At 69.8% G+C, this 18074-nt stretch carries 17 protein-coding genes; all 17 read right to left on the bottom strand.

What is annotated here, in order from left to right; all coding sequences use genetic code 11:
* Position 1: 1 nt before the first annotated feature.
* Complete coding sequence (gene atpA / locus OG429_RS26060) at positions 2–1597, bottom strand: F0F1 ATP synthase subunit alpha (RefSeq protein WP_328927682.1); 1596 nt, start codon at positions 1595–1597, stop codon at positions 2–4.
* A gap of 130 nt (positions 1598–1727) precedes the next feature.
* A complete protein-coding gene (locus OG429_RS26055) occupies positions 1728–2543 on the bottom strand; it encodes a F0F1 ATP synthase subunit delta (RefSeq protein WP_328927681.1) in 816 nt (271 codons plus the stop codon).
* Entirely contained in the window at positions 2540–3079 is a 540-nt protein-coding gene (locus tag OG429_RS26050) for a F0F1 ATP synthase subunit B (protein WP_328927680.1), read from the bottom strand. Before OG429_RS26050 ends, OG429_RS26055 begins: the two co-directional genes overlap by 4 nt.
* A gap of 43 nt (positions 3080–3122) precedes the next feature.
* Positions 3123–3356 carry a F0F1 ATP synthase subunit C gene (locus OG429_RS26045; RefSeq protein ID WP_072483720.1) on the bottom strand — a complete coding sequence of 78 codons (234 nt, stop codon included), beginning with the start codon at positions 3354–3356 and terminating at the stop codon, positions 3123–3125.
* 82 nt (positions 3357–3438) lie between these two features.
* Positions 3439–4278, bottom strand: coding sequence for a F0F1 ATP synthase subunit A (gene atpB / locus OG429_RS26040; protein WP_328930422.1), 840 nt, complete (start codon positions 4276–4278; stop codon positions 3439–3441).
* Positions 4279–4488: 210 nt separating this feature from the next.
* Positions 4489–4926 (bottom strand): hypothetical protein, encoded by a 438-nt coding sequence (locus OG429_RS26035; RefSeq protein WP_328927679.1) that lies wholly within the window; start codon positions 4924–4926, stop codon positions 4489–4491.
* A 274-nt stretch (positions 4927–5200) separates the two neighbouring features.
* Positions 5201–6535 carry an MraY family glycosyltransferase gene (locus OG429_RS26030; RefSeq protein ID WP_328927678.1) on the bottom strand — a complete coding sequence of 445 codons (1335 nt, stop codon included), beginning with the start codon at positions 6533–6535 and terminating at the stop codon, positions 5201–5203.
* A 116-nt stretch (positions 6536–6651) separates the two neighbouring features.
* Positions 6652–7881, bottom strand: a complete 1230-nt coding sequence (gene glyA / locus OG429_RS26025) for a serine hydroxymethyltransferase (RefSeq protein WP_328927677.1) — start codon at positions 7879–7881, stop codon at positions 6652–6654.
* Positions 7882–7986: 105 nt separating this feature from the next.
* Positions 7987–8643 carry an arsenate reductase/protein-tyrosine-phosphatase family protein gene (locus tag OG429_RS26020; RefSeq protein WP_328927676.1) on the bottom strand — a complete coding sequence of 219 codons (657 nt, stop codon included), beginning with the start codon at positions 8641–8643 and terminating at the stop codon, positions 7987–7989.
* A complete protein-coding gene (locus OG429_RS26015; RefSeq protein WP_301366446.1) occupies positions 8640–9287 on the bottom strand; it encodes an L-threonylcarbamoyladenylate synthase in 648 nt (215 codons plus the stop codon). Before OG429_RS26015 ends, OG429_RS26020 begins: the two co-directional genes overlap by 4 nt.
* 49 nt (positions 9288–9336) lie before the next feature.
* Positions 9337–10182, bottom strand: coding sequence for a peptide chain release factor N(5)-glutamine methyltransferase (gene prmC / locus OG429_RS26010; protein WP_328927675.1), 846 nt, complete (start codon positions 10180–10182; stop codon positions 9337–9339).
* A 60-nt stretch (positions 10183–10242) separates the two neighbouring features.
* On the bottom strand, positions 10243–11322 hold the full coding sequence (gene prfA / locus OG429_RS26005) for a peptide chain release factor 1 (protein ID WP_328927674.1): 1080 nt from the start codon (positions 11320–11322) through the stop codon (positions 10243–10245).
* Between the two features lie 131 nt (positions 11323–11453).
* Positions 11454–11672 (bottom strand): 50S ribosomal protein L31, encoded by a 219-nt coding sequence (rpmE, locus tag OG429_RS26000; protein WP_328927673.1) that lies wholly within the window; start codon positions 11670–11672, stop codon positions 11454–11456.
* 194 nt (positions 11673–11866) lie between these two features.
* Positions 11867–12967, bottom strand: coding sequence for an LCP family protein (locus OG429_RS25995; RefSeq protein ID WP_328927672.1), 1101 nt, complete (start codon positions 12965–12967; stop codon positions 11867–11869).
* Between the two features lie 191 nt (positions 12968–13158).
* Positions 13159–15282: a transcription termination factor Rho gene (gene rho / locus OG429_RS25990; RefSeq protein ID WP_328927671.1), complete on the bottom strand. Its 2124-nt coding sequence runs from the start codon at positions 15280–15282 to the stop codon at positions 13159–13161.
* Positions 15283–15710: 428 nt separating this feature from the next.
* The gene (gene thrB / locus OG429_RS25985) at positions 15711–16637 is read right to left on the bottom strand and encodes a homoserine kinase (RefSeq protein WP_328927670.1); all 927 of its coding nucleotides are present in this window, start codon (positions 16635–16637) and stop codon (positions 15711–15713) included.
* 364 nt (positions 16638–17001) lie between these two features.
* Positions 17002–18072 (bottom strand): threonine synthase, encoded by a 1071-nt coding sequence (gene thrC / locus OG429_RS25980; protein WP_328927669.1) that lies wholly within the window; start codon positions 18070–18072, stop codon positions 17002–17004.
* Positions 18073–18074: the final 2 nt, after the last annotated feature.

The following is an 18074-nucleotide window of genomic DNA, read 5'->3' as shown; positions in this document are numbered from 1 at the left end:
GTCACTTGGAGACGTTGACGGCCGGTGCGTCCTCGCCCAGGAGCTTGCCGTCCGAGGTCTCGAACTGACGCTTGAAGCCGGTGATGGCGTCCGCGATGGAGGACAGGGTGTCGTCCGACATCTTGCCGCCGTCGGCGATGGAGGTGAGGAGGTCCTTGCGCTCGCGGCGCAGGTGCTCCAGCAGCTCCGACTCGAAGCGACGGATGTCGTTGACCGGGACGTCGTCCATCTTGCCGGTGGTGCCGGCCCAGACGGAGATGACCTGCTCCTCGACGGGCATCGGCTGGTACTGGCCCTGCTTCAGCAGCTCGACCAGACGCTTGCCGCGCTCCAGCGAGGCCTTCGACGCGGCGTCCAGGTCGGAACCGAAGGCGGCGAACGCCTCGAGCTCACGGTACTGGGCGAGGTCCAGGCGCAGACGGCCCGAAACCTGCTTCATGGCCTTGTGCTGGGCGGAGCCACCGACGCGGGAGACCGAGATACCGACGTTCAGCGCCGGGCGCTGGCCCGCGTTGAACAGGTCGGACTCCAGGAAGCACTGGCCGTCGGTGATGGAGATGACGTTGGTCGGGATGAACGCCGACACGTCGTTCGCCTTGGTCTCGACGATCGGCAGACCGGTCATCGAACCGGCACCCATGTCGTCGGACAGCTTCGCGCAGCGCTCCAGCAGACGGGAGTGCAGGTAGAAGACGTCGCCCGGGTAGGCCTCGCGGCCCGGCGGGCGGCGCAGCAGCAGCGACACGGCGCGGTAGGCGTCGGCCTGCTTCGACAGGTCGTCGAAGATGATCAGGACGTGCTTGCCGGCGTACATCCAGTGCTGGCCGATGGCGGAACCGGTGTACGGCGCCAGGTACTTGAAGCCGGCCGGGTCGGACGCCGGGGCGGCGACGATCGTCGTGTACTCGAGCGCACCGGCGTCTTCCAGGGCGCCGCGAACGGACGCGATGGTCGAGCCCTTCTGGCCGATGGCGACGTAGATGCAGCGAACCTGCTTGTTCACGTCGCCCGAGCGCCAGTTGTCGCGCTGGTTGATGATCGTGTCGACGGCCAGAGCGGTCTTACCCGTCTGACGGTCACCGATGATCAGCTGACGCTGGCCACGGCCGACGGGCACCATGGCGTCGATGGCCTTGTAGCCGGTCTGCATCGGCTCGTGGACCGACTTGCGGACCATGACGCCGGGGGCCTGCAGCTCGAGGGCGCGGCGGCCTTCGGTCGCGATCTCGCCGAGACCGTCGATCGGGTTGCCGAGCGGGTCGACGACGCGGCCGAGGTAGCCCTCGCCGACGCCGACCGAGAGCACCTCACCGGTGCGCTGCACCGGCTGGCCCTCCTCGATACCGCTGAACTCGCCGAGGACGACCGCACCGATCTCGCGCTCCTCGAGGTTGAGGGCGAGACCGAGGGTGCCGTCCTCGAACTTCAGCAGCTCGTTCGCCATGGCGGAGGGCAGGCCCTCCACCTTCGCGATGCCGTCGCCGGCAACGCTGACCGTTCCGACCTCCTCGCGCGAGGCCGCGTCCGGCTGGTACGACTGGACAAAGTTCTCCAGTGCGTCCCGGATCTCCTCCGGCCGGATCGTGAGCTCCGCCATCTGGGTTCCCTGCTCTCCTTGTTGGGCCTGAAGCTTCTTAGGGGTCTGGGGGCGACCCCCAGGAATCTTCTGCAAGTTCTGCACGGCCCAACCGGGCCGCTAGGAATGCTTTTGTTCTGTTGGTGGCTGGTCAGCCGGCCATGCGGCGGGACGCCTCGGCGAGGCGGTCCGCGATGGTGCCGTCGATGACCTCGTCGCCGACTCGCACCGAGATCCCGCCGAGGACCTCGGGGTCCACGTCGAGGTTCAGGTGCATCTGGCGGCCGTACAGCTTGGCCAGCACCGCGCCGAGACGCGCCTTCTGCACGTCGCTGAGCAGAACCGCGCTGGTCACGGTGGCGACCATGCGGTTGCGGCGCTCGGCGGCGAGCGTGGAAAGGGACTCGAGTCCCGCTTCCAGGCTACGTCCACGCGGCTGCGTGACGAGACGGATCACCAGGCGCTCGGTGACGGCGTTCACCTTGCCGCCGAGCAGGCTGCGCAGCAGCTCGCTCTTGGCGGAGGCGGTGGCCGCGCGGTCGGTCAGCGCGGAACGCAGCTCGGTGCTCGAGGACACGATCCGGCCGAAGCGGAAGACCTCGTCCTCGACGTTGTCGAGCGCGTCGGCCTGCTGGGCCGCCGTGAGGTCGGCGGTGGCCGCCAGCTCCTCCAGCGAATCCACCAGGTCACGGGACTGCGACCAGCGCGACCGGGCCATGCCGGACACCAGGTCGAGGGCTTCCCCGCCAACCTGACCGCCGAGCAGCCGGGCGACGAGCTCGGCCTTGGCCTCGCCGGACTGCGCCGGGTCCGTGATGACCCGACGCAGCGAGACCTCACGGTCGAGCAGCGCGGTGACGGCAGCCAGCTCACCGGCAAGCTTCGCCGCGTCGACGGACATGTTGTCCGTCAGCGCGTCGAGACGCTCGCGCGCGGAGGCCAGTGCCTCGCGGCTCGCTCCGTTCATCGGGCGGCCTCGGCCTTCTCCTCAAGCTCGCTGAGGAAGCGGTCGATCGTGCGGCTCTGCCGGGCGTGGTCCTCAAGGGACTCGCCGACGAGCTTGCCGGCCAGGTCGGTGGCGAGCTTGCCCACGTCCTGGCGCAGCGCCTGAGAGGCGGCCTTGCGGTCTGCCGCGATCTGGGCGTGACCGGCAGCGATGATCTCCTCACGCTGCCGCTGGCCCTCTGCGCGCAGTTCTTCCTTCAGCGCAGTGCCCTGCTCCAGCGCTTCCTGGCGCAGGCGCGCGGCCTCGTGCCGGGCTTCGGCGAGCTGGGCCTTGTACTGCTCCAGCACGCTCTGAGCCTCGGTCTGAGCGGCTTCCGCCTTCTCGATACCGCCCTCGATCGCCTCGCGGCGCTCTTCCAGAACCTTGTTGATGTTCGGGAGGAGCTTCTTCGCGAGGAAACCGAAGACGATGACGAAGGCGATCAGACCGATGACGAGCTCGGGGATCGGCGGGAAGAGCGGGTTTTCCGTCTCTGCCGCGAGAACCAGGAGGTTCACATCAGTGCCTTTCGTCTAGTGGGCTGTTCGTCGAGACCGAGGATCAGGAGGTCGGGTAGACGAACGGCATGACCAGACCGATCAGGGCGAGCGCCTCACAGAAGGCGAAGCCGAGGATCTGGTTGGCGCGGATCAGGCCGGCAGCCTCGGGCTGGCGGGCGAGAGCCTGGGTGCCGTTACCGAAGATGATGCCGACGCCGACGCCGGGGCCGATGGCCGAAAGACCGTAACCAACGGAGCTGAGGGAGCCGGTGACGGCGGCAAGGGTCTGGGACATGCCAGTTCTTCCTTCTCTTTCACGGACCGGTGGGGGTTGGCCACCGGACGAATACGGGGGGGCTGAGCGGGGCGGGCCTGGCTCAGTGGTGCTCGGCGAGCGCGCCCTGGAGGTAGCTGCAGGCCAGGAGGACGAAGACGTACGCCTGGACGGCCTGGATGAAGAGCTCGAAGGCGGTCATCACGATGACCATCACGAACGAGACACCCGCGTAGGCGATGCCGATGCCGTTCAGCAGGTACCAGCTGGCGATCGTGAAGAGCAGCAGCAGGGTATGACCGGCGAACATGTTCGCGAACAGTCGGACCGCGTGGGTGAAGGGCCGCACCAGGACGTTCGAGAAGAACTCGATGACCATGACGAGCGGCAGCACGCCGCCGAGGCTCTTGTCGTAGCCCGTCAGGTTCTTGAGGCCGCCGACGAAGCCGTGGCGCTTGAACGTGACGCTCATCCAGATCGCGTACACGATCAGAGCCAGGGCGGCGGGGTACGCGATGATCGCCGTCACCGGGAACTGGGCCACCGGAATGATCGACCAGAGGTTCAGGACCCAGACGAAGAAGAACAGCGAGACCATGAAGGGGACGTACTTCTCGCCCTCCTTCTTGCCCAGCGTCTCGTACACGATGCCGCGGCGCACGAAGTCGTAGCCGGCCTCGGCGACCATCTGGAGCTTGCCGGGGACGACCTTCGGCTTGGCGAAGGCGGCCCAGAAGAAGCCCACGATGATGACGGAGCCCAGGAGGGCCAGCAGCATCGGCTTGTTGAAGTACGTGCTGGTCAGGCCAGGCTCGCCCCAGAGCGGCTCGAAGAGGAACGAGTGCAGGCCCGGGCCGGGGAAGCCACATCCGTCGAAGATGTGACAGTCGGTCTCGAAAGCGAGCACCTGCGTCGGGTCAGCACTCACCGCGGGCTCCTTCAGCGTGGCGCATAGGTACGGCAACCTCGTTGTGTCGGCGCGGCGCGCAGCCGCGGTTCGGCACTGGACTGGTGTTTCGGATGGTGGGGCGGCAGTCAGGCATCGAGCCTCGCGATGGGACAGGCGTCAGCTCAGATGCCCGCGCCCGCAGTGCCGCAGTTGGCACCGGACGATAGCAGGACACCGTAGGCGCACTTATCCCGACCCTACCCTTCACGACTTGGGCCCCGGATTTTCGGGCTTGTCGCCCTTCATCGAGTCCGGTTCGACGTAAAGGATCTTGGCCTTCATGTGAGCACGCGTCTGCGCACCGATCCACACGAGGGTGGTGGCGACGAGCGAGATCGCGAAGGCCCTGGGGTTGAACAGGGTGGTGTTCTTGAACGCGGCGAGAAAGACGAAGAGCAGCAGGATCTGGGTCGCATAGAGCATGAGCCCCATGGCCTGGAAAAGGTGCGGGAGTGATTTCGCCGTGCGCTGCAGAACGACGAATCCGATGCCCATGAACAGGATCACTACCAGCGTCGCGACGATGGCACCGACCGCGCCCTTGCTGCCGACGACCAGCCCGCTGATCAAGGCGGCTACAGCGCCTGCGACAGCAGTGGGTACGGCAGCTTGAAGGAGGGATCGGACGTCATCTGACCGCATGGCGGTTTGCTCCGCGTGGTGGTGGGGGCACGGGACTCGTACAGGACGAGCGTAAGCCCGGTCCGAGAGGGAACCTCGGGCCAATGGACCGTCGCACTACGGTCCTTCGGCTCTGTCGCCGGGTTTAGTGAACGGTATCACAAACTATTTGATGAGAGCTTTACCTGCAGAGTGTGCTGACTGTCACACATGAGAGTGACCCTGCGCGTGTGTGCGCGACAGCAGAACCCTTTGTCTGGTAAAGGGCGTTCATGTCCGACATGCGTCGGCGCCGTCAGCGGGCAGATTCAGCCTTACGCCGCTCGGGGAAGCGCGAACGGGGGCCGATGGCGGTCGCCCCGTTGACGCCTGACACACCGGCGGCGATCGGCCTGACGGGTTCCGGCTCGGCTCCCGAGGCGTCTGCGGCGGCGGCCTCCGCCGCGGCCTCGGCGGCCCGCACGGAGTGCCGGTAGCGCGGCGGCACCAGCCCCTGCGCCCAGCGCGGGGCACGCGGGGTGAAGCGCGGCAGGAGCAGCAGGATCAGGCCCACCGCGCTGAGCGCGGCGATCGCCAGCACGATCCACATCGATGCGGAATTCACCGAGTACGCCACGGTGCCGAAGGCGATCAGCCCCGACCAGAAATACATGATGAGCACAGCGCGGCTGTGTGAATGCCCGAGTTCCAGCAGCCGGTGGTGGAGGTGCCCGCGGTCGGCCGCGAAGGGCGACTGGCCCTTCCAGGTACGCCGGACGATGGCCAGGATCAGGTCCGCCATCGGGATCGCGATGATGGTCAGCGGCAGCAGCAGCGGGATGTAGGCGGGGAGCATCGCGTGCGTCGCGTTGCGCTCGCCGCCCGCGAAGAGGGCCAGCGCGTCCGGGTCCACCTGCCCGCTGATGGAGATCGCGGAGGCGGCCAGCACCAGGCCGATCAGCATCGAGCCGGAGTCGCCCATGAAGATCCGGGCGGGGTGCATGTTGTGCGGCAGGAAGCCCAGGCACATCCCCATCAGGATCGCGGCGAAGAGGGTCGCGGGCGCGGCTTGTTCGATGCCGTAGCCGAACCACAGCCGGTAGGCGTAGAGGAACAGCGCGGTGGCGGCGATGCAGACCATGCCGGCGGCGAGGCCGTCCAGTCCGTCCACGAAGTTCACGGCGTTGATGGTGATCACGACGAGCGCCACCGTGAGCAGGTTGCCCTGCCACTGGGTGAGCGGGACCGTGCCGATCCCCGGGACGGGGATCCACAGGATGGTCAGACCCTGCATGACCATCACGCCGGCGGAGATCATCTGCGCGCCGAGCTTGATCAGGGCGTCGAGCTCGAACTTGTCGTCGAGTACGCCGACCAGCCAGATCAGGGCGGCGCCGGAGAGCAGCGCGCGCGGTTCGTTCGACAGCTCGAAGACGCCGTTGAGGTTGCGCAGGTGGTCCGCGACCAGCAGTCCCGCGCACAGTCCGCCGAACATGGCGATGCCGCCCAGCCGCGGCGTGGGCTCGCGGTGCACGTCACGCGCGCGGATCTCCGGCATGGCCCCGGCCGCGATCGCGAACTTCCGCACGGGCCCGGTCAGCAGGTAGGTCACCGCGACCGTGACGCAAAGCGTCAGCAGATATTCACGCACGGGCTGCCCCAGATGTATCGCCGGCCATCTCAGCCCCACACATTAGCTGTGATGTCGCCACCATCGAGGACGCGAGGGGGCGGTATCCCGGTTGCAGTACGTCCCTCTTGTCCTGATTACTCACCGTACGGGGGAAATCCCATTGTGAGCTCGTTGACCTCCGCACGGGTTTTCGCGGCTTCCCCGTGGATCGCGGCGGCAAACAGTGCCGCGATGCGGAGCATCTCCGGCTCCCCCATCCCCTGGGTGGTCACGGCGGCCGTGCCCAGCCGGATGCCGCGCTGGTCCCCGTACGGGAGGGCGCAGGTGTCGAGCACGATCCCGGCGGCGGCCAGCCGGCCGCGCGCGGTCGGGCCGTCGACTCCCAGCGGTGCCGGGTCCGCGGTGATCAGGTGGGTGTCGGTCCCGCCGGTGGTGAGCGTGAAGCCGTGGTCCTCCAGCGCCTCCGCCAGCGCCCTGGCGTTGCCGACGACCCGGTGGGCGTACGTGGTGAAGGCGGGACCCGCGGCCTCCCCGAAGGCGACGGCCTTGGCGGCGATGGTGTGCATCTGGGCGCCGCCCTGGGTGAAGGGGAACACCGCCCGGTCGATCCGCTCGGCCAACTCGGAGCCGCACAGGAGCATCCCGCCGCGCGGACCGCGCAGCACCTTGTGCGTGGTCGCGCAGACGACGTCGGCGTACGGGACCGGGCTGGGCGCGGCCCCGCCGGCCACCAGCCCGATCGGATGGGCGGCGTCGGCGATCAGGTAGGCCCCCACCTCGTCGGCGATCTCCCGGAAGGCGGAGTACTCGGGGTGGCGCGGGTAGGAGATGGACCCGCAGACGATCGCCTTGGGGCGGTGCGCGCGGGCGAGGTCCTGCACCTGCTGGTAGTCGATGAGCCCCGTCTCGGCGTCGACGCCGTACCCGACGAAGTCGAACCACCGGCCGGAGAAGTTGGCGGGCGAGCCGTGGGTCAGGTGGCCCCCGTACGGGAGCCCCATCGCCAGCACCGTGTCCCCGGGCCGCAGCAGCGCGGCGTAGGCGGCCAGGACGGCGGAGGAGCCGGAGTGCGGCTGTACGTTGGCGTGCTCGGCCGCGAACAGCGCCTTGGCCCGCTCCACGGCGACCTGCTCGGCCACGTCGACGTACTCGCACCCGCCGTGGTAGCGGGCACCGGGGTACCCCTCGGCGTACTTGTTGGAGAGCGTGGACCCGAGCGCGGCGAGCACGGCGGGCGAGGTGAAGTTCTCGGCGGCGATCAGCTGCAGCGTGCTCGCCTGACGCTGCCGCTCCCCCGCGAGCACGTCGGCCATCTGCGGGTCCTGCCGTCGCAGGAGGTCCGTGGGCTGGGTGATGACGCTCATGGCGCGACTCCAGGGGATACCGGGTACCAGCCACTGTAGGCCGAGGCCGCGCATCGTGCCCTGCGACGGGCCGTCCTCCCGGGTACCGCCGTCGGCCCCGCGGGGTCAGCGGGACGCGGTGACGCCCGTCAGGGCCGTGACCACCGGGTCCAGCGCCTGGTTGATCTCGTCGCCGATCGAGCGGAAGAAGGTGATCGGCGCCCCGTACGGGTCGTACACCTCGTCCGCGTCCGGCGACGGGGCCAGCAGCCAGCCCCGCAGGGCCGCGGCGGCCCGTACGAGCGCCCGCGCCCGCTCCGCCATGCCGTCGTCCAGCGGCGGCAGCGTGGCCGGATCTATCGCCCGGACCAGCCGGGTGAACTCCTTCAGCGTGAAGGTGCGCAGCCCCGCCGAATGCCCCATCGAGATGACCTGGGCCCGGTGGTCGCGGGTGGCGGTCAGCACCAGGTCCGCGCGTATGACGTGCTCGTCCAGCAGCTCCCGCCCTGTGAACCCGGAGGCGTCGGCCCCGAAGTCGGCCAGCACGGCGGCCGCGTTCGCCTCCATGGGGGCGCCCTCGTGGCCCCAGGTGCCGGCACTCTCCACGATGAGGTCCCCGTGGGCGAGGCCACCGAGCCGGTGCGAGAGGGCATGCCGCGTCAGCCGCTCGGTGATGGGCGAGCGGCACACGTTGCCGGTGCTGACGTGGAGGATGCGGAAGGTGTCTCCCCCAGCCTCTGCTGGGAGGTACCCCGTTGCTATGCCACGCCCCTCAGGGCTCACGGGGCGACCTCGAGGTCGGGTACGACCTCCCGCAGCTGGTCCGCGGTGAGCGCCCCTTCCCGCAGCAGGACGGGAACCTTCCCGGTGACGTCGACGATCGACGACGGCTGGATGCCGGGGGTCGGCCCGCCGTCGAGGTACACGGACACCGAGTCCCCGAGCATCTCGCGCGCGGCGTCGCAGTCCTCCGGCGCCGGGTGCCCGGACAGGTTGGCCGAGGACACCGCCATCGGGCCGACCTCGGTCAGCAGCTCGATCGCGACGGGGTGCAGGGGCATGCGTACGGCCACGGTGCCGTGGGTGTCGCCGAGGTCCCACGCGAGCGAGGGCTGGTGCTTGGCGACCAGCGTCAGCGCGCCCGGCCAGAACGCGTCGACGAGCTCCCAGGCCTGCTCGGAGAAGTCGGTGACCAGGCCGTGCAGGGTGTTCGGGGAGCCGATGAGGACAGGGGTGGGCATGCCGCGGCCCCGGCCCTTGGCGGCGAGCAGGTCATGGACGGCCTCGGGGCTGAAGGCGTCCGCGCCGATCCCGTACAGGGTGTCGGTGGGCAGCACGACGAGCTCGCCGCGGCGCACGGCGGATGCGGCTTCACGCAGACCCGTCTTGCGGTCCGTCGCGTCGTTGCAGTCGTATCGCCGGGCCATCAGCGGGACTCCTCGTGCAGCAGGGGGGTGGAGGGGTGGGTCGCGCCCGTCACGGCAGGGCCTTGCGGGCGGTGGCGAAGCGGGGGCGGTTGTTCAGGTCGGGGTGGTCGGCGGCGTCGGCCCAGCCCCGTTCGTCGGCGAAGATCCAGGGAACCTGGCCGCCCTGGGTGTCGGCGTGCTCGATGACGACGATGCCGCCCGGCCGCAGCAGCCGGTGCGCGGTGCGCTCGATGCCGCGGATGGTGTCGAGGCCGTCCTCGCCGGAGAACAGGGCCATCTCCGGGTCGTGGTCGCGGGCCTCGGGGGCCACGTACTCCCACTCGGTGAGCGGGATGTACGGCGGGTTGGAGATGACCAGGTCGACCTGGCCGTCGAGCTCCGGCAGGGCGCTCAGCGCGTCACCCTGGTGGACGGTGACCCGGGAGCCCTCAGCGTTCTTGCGGGTCCACCGCAGGGCGTCCTCGGACAGCTCGACCGCGTGCACGCGCGAGCGCGGCACCTCCTGCGCCATGGCCAGCGCGATCGCGCCGGAACCGGTGCACAGGTCGACGATCATCGGCTCGACCACGTCCATCGCACGGACGGCGTGTATGGCCCAGTCCACGACCGACTCGGTCTCGGGCCGCGGGACGAAGACCCCGGGCCCGACCTGGAGCTCCAGGTACCGGAAGAAGGCGCGGCCGGTGATGTGCTGGAGCGGCTCGCGCGCCTCGCGGCGGGCGACGGCCTCCCAGTAGCGGGCGTCGAAGTCCGCGTCCTTGACGTGGTGCAGTTCCCCCCGCTTGACGCCGTGCACGAAGGCCGCGAGCTCCTCCGCGTCGAAGCGCGGTGAGGGCACGCCGGCGGCGGCCAGCCGCTGGGTGGCCTGGGCCACCTCGGCAAGCAGCAAGTTCACGCTGGTCCTCCGGGCTGCTGTCGTACGGGGTGAAGCGGGGGCAGGCAGGTCAGGCAGGGGTCAGTGCGCGGCCGCGAGCTTCGCGGCGGAGTCCGTGTCGACACAGGCCTGGATGACCGGGTCGAGGTCCCCGTCGAGCACCTGGTCCAAGTTGTACGCCTTGAAGCCGGTCCGGTGGTCCGAGATCCGGTTTTCCGGGAAGTTGTACGTACGGATCTTCTCGGAGCGGTCCACGCTGCGCACCTGGCTGCGGCGCACGTCGGAGGCCTCCTGTTCGGCGGCTTCCTGGGCGGCGGCCAGCAGACGCGAGCGCAGGATGCGCATCGCCTGCTCCTTGTTCTGGAGCTGGCTCTTCTCGTTCTGGCAGGAGGCGACCACACCGGTCGGGATGTGCGTGATGCGCACGGCCGAGTCGGTGGTGTTGACGGACTGGCCGCCGGGGCCCGACGAGCGGTACACGTCGATGCGGAGGTCGTTCATGTTGATCTCGACCTCGACCTCCTCGGCCTCCGGGGTGACGAGCACGCCGGCGGCGGAGGTGTGGATGCGGCCCTGGGACTCGGTGGCCGGAACGCGCTGGACGCGGTGCACGCCGCCCTCGTACTTCAGGCGGGCCCACACGCCCTGGCCGGGCTCGGTGGCGCCGTTGCCGCCCTTGGTGCGGACGGAGACCTGGACGTCCTTGTAGCCGCCGAGCTCGGACTCGGTGGCGTCGATGATCTCGGTCTTCCAGCCCACGCGCTCGGCGTAGCGCAGGTACATGCGCAGCAGGTCGCCGGCGAACAGGGCCGACTCGTCGCCGCCCGCGCCAGCCTTGACCTCCAGGAGCACGTCCTTGTCGTCGCTGGGGTCGCGCGGGACCAGGAGCAGGCGGAGCTTCTCGGTGAGCTCCTCGCGCTGCTGGGTCAGCTCCTTGACCTCGGCGGCGAAGTCCGGGTCGTCGGCCGCGAACTCCTTGGCCGTCTCGATGTCCTCGGCCGACTGCTTCCAGGCACGGAAGGTCGCAACGATCGGGGTCAGCTCCGCGTAGCGCTTGTTCAGCTTGCGGGCGTTGGCCTGATCGGAGTGGACCGAAGGGTCGGCGAGCTTCTTCTCAAGATCGGCGTGCTCGCCGATCAGTTCCTCGACCGCCTCGAACATCGGGGTACTCCTGGTGTGAAAGTGCGATGGGACCGCACGGGGCTGGGTTACGGGCTAGACGACGACAAAGGCGCCGGTCCGGCCGCCCCCGAGTGGACAGGGAGCGGCCGGAAACCGGCGCCTGGGTCGCGCTACTTCTTGGCCGCACCCTTGCCGAAGCGAGCCTCGAAGCGGGCCACACGGCCACCGGTGTCGAGGATCTTCTGCTTGCCCGTGTAGAAGGGGTGGCACTCGGAGCAGACCTCGGCACGGATGGTGCCCTCGGTGAGGGTGCTACGGGTGGTGAACGACGCGCCACAGGTGCAGCTGACCTGGGTCTCGACGTACTCGGGGTGGATCTCGCTCTTCAAGGTGTCTCCTAGATTCGGGAGGGCGCCGGGTCGCAGGAGCCGAATTGCGCGCTGCGTGAACCGGGGCCGACAGACCAGTCTGCCAGGACCGGGCTGCCTGTCAAAATTCTGAGGACGCCTCCCTCAACGGAGAGGGGCCGGCATCTATTCCGGACCGGCTCCGGACCGTCGCGGACCCCCTTGTGGACAGGGCGCTACTGGACGATCCCGCCGACGGTGCCCTTGTCGCCCATCGAGTTCTCTGTGGCCTCCGGAGGGACGGGCTGGTCGGCGAGCAGGGCGTCCCAGACCATCTTGGACTGCTTGGTCAGCGGCGCCACGCGGTCGGGATCGATCGGGTCCGCGGTCACCGGCAGCGTGATCATCTGCATGCCCTGGGCGTCGATGCCCTGGAGGCTCTGGGCGAAGCCCATGAGGGACTTCACATCGCCGAGCGCCTTGTCGGTGGTGAGCGCCTTGGTGCCGGTGTCGGCGAGGTCGAGCAGCCGCTTGGGGTTGTCGAACAGGCCGACGCCCTTCACCTGCTTGATCAGCGCCTTGATGAAGGCCTGCTGGAGCTGTATTCGGCCGAGGTCGCTGCCGTCGCCGACGCTCTTGCGGGTACGGACGAGGCCGAGGGACTGCTCTCCGTTGAGCCTGTTCGGGCCCGCCGCGAGTTCGAGGTGGCTGGCCCCGTCCTTGATCGGCTTCGTGATGTTCACGTCCACGCCGCCGAGGGTGTCGATGATCTTCTTGAAGCCCGTGAAGTCGACCTCGATGTAGTGGTCCATGCGGATGCCGGACATCTTCTCGACCGTCTTGACCGCGCAGGCCGCCCCGCCGACGGTGAACGCCTCGTTGAACTGCCTGCGCGTCCCGCCGGGGTCGGTCTTGCCGTTGGCCGTGGTGCAGGCGGGGCGGGCGGTCATGGTGTCGCGCGGGATCGATATGACGCTGGCCTTCTTGTGGCCTTCGTAGAGGTGGACGATCATCGCGGTGTCGGAGCGGGCGGAGCCGCCGTCGTCCTGGCCGTACTCGCCGTTGGCGCCGCCGCGGGAGTCGGAGCCCAGCACCAGGATGTCCATGGAGCCGTTGTCGACGTTCTGCGGGCGGTCGGCACCGAGCGCCTGGTCGATGTCGACGGTCTTCAGGTTGCCGTTGAGCTTGAAGTAGAAGTAGCCGACCCCCGCCCCGCCCACCAGGACCACGCCGGCGGCGCTCCACGCGGCGATGACGAGGGCTCTGCGGCGCTTCGGCGGTTTCCGTCGGCGCCGGCTCGCGGCGCGCCCGCCGCTGCCCGTGCTGTCGTCGCTCATGCTCTCCTCGGTCCTGAGTCCGTTTCCCCGGGTCGTCTGAGGCCGCCGCAACCGTGCGGTCCCCTGACACAGACGGCCGCGCGCCCCCCGGGGTTCCACGGCGTCCGGAGCGCGGACGGGGTGTGTGCAAGAGCACAGCCGCCCCCGCCGCGGGCGCGGCGGGGGCGGCTGTGGTGATGCCGTGAAGCGGATCAGTCGTCGTTCTTGCCCGACGGAGTCGTCTTCGCGATCTGCATCAGGAACTCGGCGTTCGACTTCGTCTGCTTCATCTTGTCGAGGAGCAGCTCGATCGCCTGCTGCGAGTCGAGCGCGTGCAGCACCCGGCGCAGCTTCCAGACGATGGCGAGCTCCTCCGCGTTGAGGAGGATCTCCTCCTTGCGGGTGCCCGACGGGTCGACGTCGACAGCCGGGAAGATGCGCTTGTCGGCGAGCTTGCGGTCGAGCTTGAGCTCCATGTTGCCGGTGCCCTTGAACTCCTCGAAGATCACCTCGTCCATGCGCGAGCCGGTGTCGACCAGCGCGGTGGCCAGGATGGTCAGCGAGCCGCCGTCCTCGATGTTGCGCGCGGCACCGAAGAAGCGCTTCGGCGGGTACAGCGCGGTCGAGTCGACACCACCGGACAGGATGCGGCCGGAGGCGGGCGCCGCGAGGTTGTACGCGCGGCCCAGACGGGTGATGGAGTCCAGCAGGACGACCACGTCGTGACCCAGCTCGACGAGGCGCTTGGCGCGCTCGATGGCCAGCTCGGCGACGGTGGTGTGGTCCTCGGCCGGGCGGTCGAAGGTCGAGGAGATGACCTCGCCCTTGACCGACCGCTGCATGTCGGTGACCTCTTCCGGACGCTCGTCGACCAGGACGACCATCAGGTGGCACTCGGGGTTGTTGGTGGTGATCGCGTTGGCGATCGCCTGCATGATCATGGTCTTACCGGTCTTCGGCGGGGCCACGATCAGGCCTCGCTGACCCTTGCCGATCGGCGACACGAGGTCGATGATGCGGGTCGTCAGCACGCCCGGGTCGGTCTCCAGGCGGAGCCGGTCCTGCGGGTAGAGCGGGGTCAGCTTCTGGAACTCCGGTCGGCCGCGGCCGGATTCGGGCGCCATGCCGTTCACCGAGTCGAGCCGGACCAGGGCGTTGAACTTCTCGCGGCGCTCGCCGTCCTTGGGCTGGCGCACGGCACCCGTGGTGTGGTCACCCTTGCGCAGACCCGCCTTGCGGACCTGGGCCAGGGAGACGTACACGTCGTTGGGGCCGGGCAGGTAGCCCGAGGTCCGGATGAACGCGTAGTTGTCGAGGATGTCGAGGATGCCCGCGACGGGGATCAGGACATCGTCGTCGGCGACCTGCGGCTCGTTCGGGGCGAACTCGTCGCGGCCACGACGGCCACGGCGGTCGCGGTAACGGCCGCGACGGCCGCGACGGCCGCCCTCGTCGTCGAAGTCGTCCTGCGGACCGTTGTCCTGGCGGTCCTGACGGCCCTGCTGCTGGCGGTCCTGACGGCCGCCGCCCTGCTGCTGGCGGTCGGCGCGGTCCTGACGGCCGCCGGCCTGCGCGCCCTGGCCCTGCGCGCCCTGGCCCTGCTGGCCCTGGCCGCCCTGGCCCTGGGCGCCCTGACCCTGCTCGTCGGCCTTGGCACCGCGGTCGCGGCGGTCACGCTGGCGGTCGCCGCGCTCACCGCGCTCGGCACGGTCACGGCGGTCGCGACGGCCGCGGCCCTCGCCGTCCTGCGCGGGGGCGGAGACGGCGGTGGCGGCCTCGGCCTTCACGTCCGTCTGCGGCGCGGTGGCGGTCGTGGTGGCGGCCTCGGCCTTGACGGTCTCGGTCTTCTGCTCGACCTGCACGGCGACGGGGGCGGAGGCCTCCGGGCTGCCGGAGGGCGCGGTGGCCCGACGGCGGCGGCGCTCGCCGGCCGGGGCGTCGTCACTGGCCGGCTGCCCCGGGATGTCGATCTGCGCCTGCGCGGCAGGCTTCTCGGCGGGCGCCTCGGCGGCGGCCTCGCCCGTACGGGCCTTGCTGGTGGCACGGCGCTTCGGCTTGGCCTCGGCGGTGTCGGCGGCGCCCGCGGCGGTGGAGGCGGCCTTGGACGCACCCGCGCCGCCCGCCTGCGTCTCCTTGATGACCTCGATCAGCTGGCTCTTGCGCATCCGCGCGGTGCCCCTGATGCCGAGGCCCGACGCGACCTGCTGCAGCTCGGCCAGGACCATGCCGTCAAGGCCGGTGCCGGTGCGGCGACGCTTGGGTGCGGCGCCCGCGGCGGGGGCACTGGTGTCGACAGATGTGTCGGCAGCGCCCATCAGATCGGTGGTGTCGCTCACGAAGGGTCCTTCCCTGGAGCGGACGTCGGCCTGTCTGGCTCGGCGACCGGTTGTGCTGTCCGACAACAGTCCGTGACCTGATGGGGCATGAACTGCGGCCGGGGCGGTGGTCCGCCGGTAGAGATACGGCGGAAAGAAACGTGCATGAGTGGTTCCGGCGAGAAGCCCCCGAGCTGGAAGCGTGGGAATGTCACGCCGATTCCGGAGCGTGCTCGAAACTGCTGGAAGTGATCAAAGCAGTCGGGGAGGCTCCCGGAAGAAAGGTGGTCCCGGATGGGGACACTGAGCACCGAGCCATGGCGGCTTCGGATACGCACTTGAGAGTAACACTACCGGATCCAACAGATATTCCCCCTCTCAATCACCGGCAATCGCGCCCTTCCGCTCGGGCGGCCTGCCCTGGCCGCCCGCCCCTGACCGGCCCTGATTCAGCCGCCCTGGGTGCCCAGCGGAAGTACGCTCGCGCCCGCGGCGTCGAGTGCGAGCCGGTTCGCCGCCCACCCCTCGCCCGCGAGCTGCGCGACCTTGTCGGCCGCGCCGTTGTCGACCAGCGCGAGGACCGTGGGGCCCGCGCCGGAGATGACCGCGGGGATGCCGTCCGCCCGCAGCCGGTTCACGAGGGCGACGCTCTCGGGCATCGCCGGGGACCGGTACTCCTGGTGGAGCCGGTCTTCGGTGGCCGGCAGCAGGAGCTCGGGACGCCTGGTCAGGGCCTCCACGAGCAGTCCCGCGCGACCTGCGTTGACGGCCGCGTCCACGTGCGGGACGGTGCGCGGCAGCAGGCCGCGCGCGGTCTCCGTGAGGACGGGCTTGGAGGGGACGAAGACCACCGGAACGATGGAATCGGCGGGCTCCATCCGGATCGCCTTGGCGCTGCCCCCTTCCATCCAGGCCAGGGTGAAGCCGCCGAGCAGACAGGCGGCGACGTTGTCGGGGTGGCCCTCGATCTCGGTGGCGAGCTCCAGCAGCGCCGCGTCGTCGAGCCTGGCCTCTCCGCCTATGGTCACGGCGCGGGCGGCGACGATGCCGGCGCAGATGGCCGCGGAGGAGGAGCCGAGGCCCCGGCCGTGCGGGATGCGGTTGGCGCAGACGACCTCAAGGCCGCGCGGCTGCCCGCCCAGCAGGTCGAAGGCGGTGCGCATGGAGCGTACGAGCAGGTGGCTCTCGTCCCGCGGGAGGGTGTCGGCGCCCTCACCCGCGATGTCGATGTTCAGGCCGGAGTCGGCCACCCGGACGACTACGTCGTCGTAGAGCCCCAGGGCCAGGCCCAGGGCGTCGAAGCCCGGGCCGAGATTGGCACTGCTGGCGGGGACGCGCACCCGTACGGCGGCGGCGCGGAACGCTGGACCGGCCATCGTCCGATGACACTCCTTGTGACTGTGCGAGATCTTCGCTCTTCGCTGGCTCGCTGCGAATGTACTGGAGAACGTACGACACCCGAAGGCCCTGTGGGCAGCACCGCAGTCATATGCGCGGTGGCGGATGTAAGTACAGCCTATCGAAGGAAGGTTCTCTCGCGACATAGGGCGCACGGGAGGCGCACGATGCGTGTCGCGCGCGACGGCTAACTCCGATGGAATTCGGCCACACTTTTGTTGTCGTACGGGGCGAGTTGCCGGGTTCCGGAGGGCTCGTTCGCCCTCCGGAACCCGGCTCTCGGGCGGTGCGCAGGACCGGCGCGGCGGACCTTTCCGCCGGACCTTCCGGCCGGATCCGGACTCAGACCAGGCCGAGGCGGATGGCCGCGGCTTCGGCGTCCACCGGGACGGTGACGGGCTGCGGAGCGCCGGCGACCGCCCAGTCGGGGTCCTTGAGGCCGTTGCCGGTGACGGTGCATACGATCTTCTGGCCCGGGTCGACGAGGCCCTGCTCGGCGGCCTTGAGCAGACCGGCCACGGAGGCGGCCGAGGCGGGCTCGACGAAGACGCCCTCCTGGGCGGCCAACAGCCGGTAGGCGGCCAGAATCTGACGGTCGGTCACTTCGTCGATGAAGCCCCCCGACTCGTCGCGCGCCTGCAGGGCGTAGTCCCAGGACGCCGGGTTGCCGATGCGGATCGCGGTGGCGATGGTGTGCGGCTCCTTGACGACCTCTCCGCGCACGATCGGCGCGGAGCCGGAGGCCTGGAAACCCCACACGCGGGGCGTACGGGAGGCCAGGCCGTCGGCCTTGTACTCCTTGAACCCCCTCCAGTACGCGGTGATGTTGCCGGCGTTGCCGACGGGCAGCACGTGGATGTCGGGCGCGTCACCGAGCGCGTCGACGATCTCGAACGCGGCCGTCTTCTGGCCCTCGATGCGCACCGGGTTGACCGAATTGACCAGCGCCACCGGGTAGTTGTCGGAGAGCGCGCGGGCCAGGTCCAGGCAGTCGTCGAAGTTGCCGTCCACCTGCAGGATCTTGGCGCCGTGCACGAGGGCCTGGCCCATCTTGCCGAGCGCGATCTTGCCGCGGGGCACGAGCACCGCGGAGACCATCCCGGCGCGCACCGCGTAGGCGGCGGCGGAAGCCGAGGTGTTGCCGGTGGAGGCGCAGATGACGGCCTGCGCGCCGTCCTCCTTGGCCTTGCTGATCGCCATGGTCATACCGCGGTCCTTGAAGGACCCGGTGGGGTTCGCGCCCTCGACCTTGAGGTGGACCTCGCAGCCGGTGCGCTCGGAGAGCACCTGCGCGGGAACGAGAGGAGTGCCGCCCTCGCGGAGCGTGACCACGGGAGTGGCATCCGTCACCGGCAGGCGGTCCCGGTACTCCTCGATGATGCCGCGCCACTGGTGGGTGCGATTGCTGCTCATGG

The sequence above is a fragment of the Streptomyces sp. NBC_00190 genome (assembly GCF_036203305.1).
In the GTDB taxonomy this organism is placed as follows: domain Bacteria; phylum Actinomycetota; class Actinomycetes; order Streptomycetales; family Streptomycetaceae; genus Streptomyces.
Note: the sequence above shows the minus strand (reverse complement) of the source record. Positions and strands in the feature narration are given on the sequence as shown.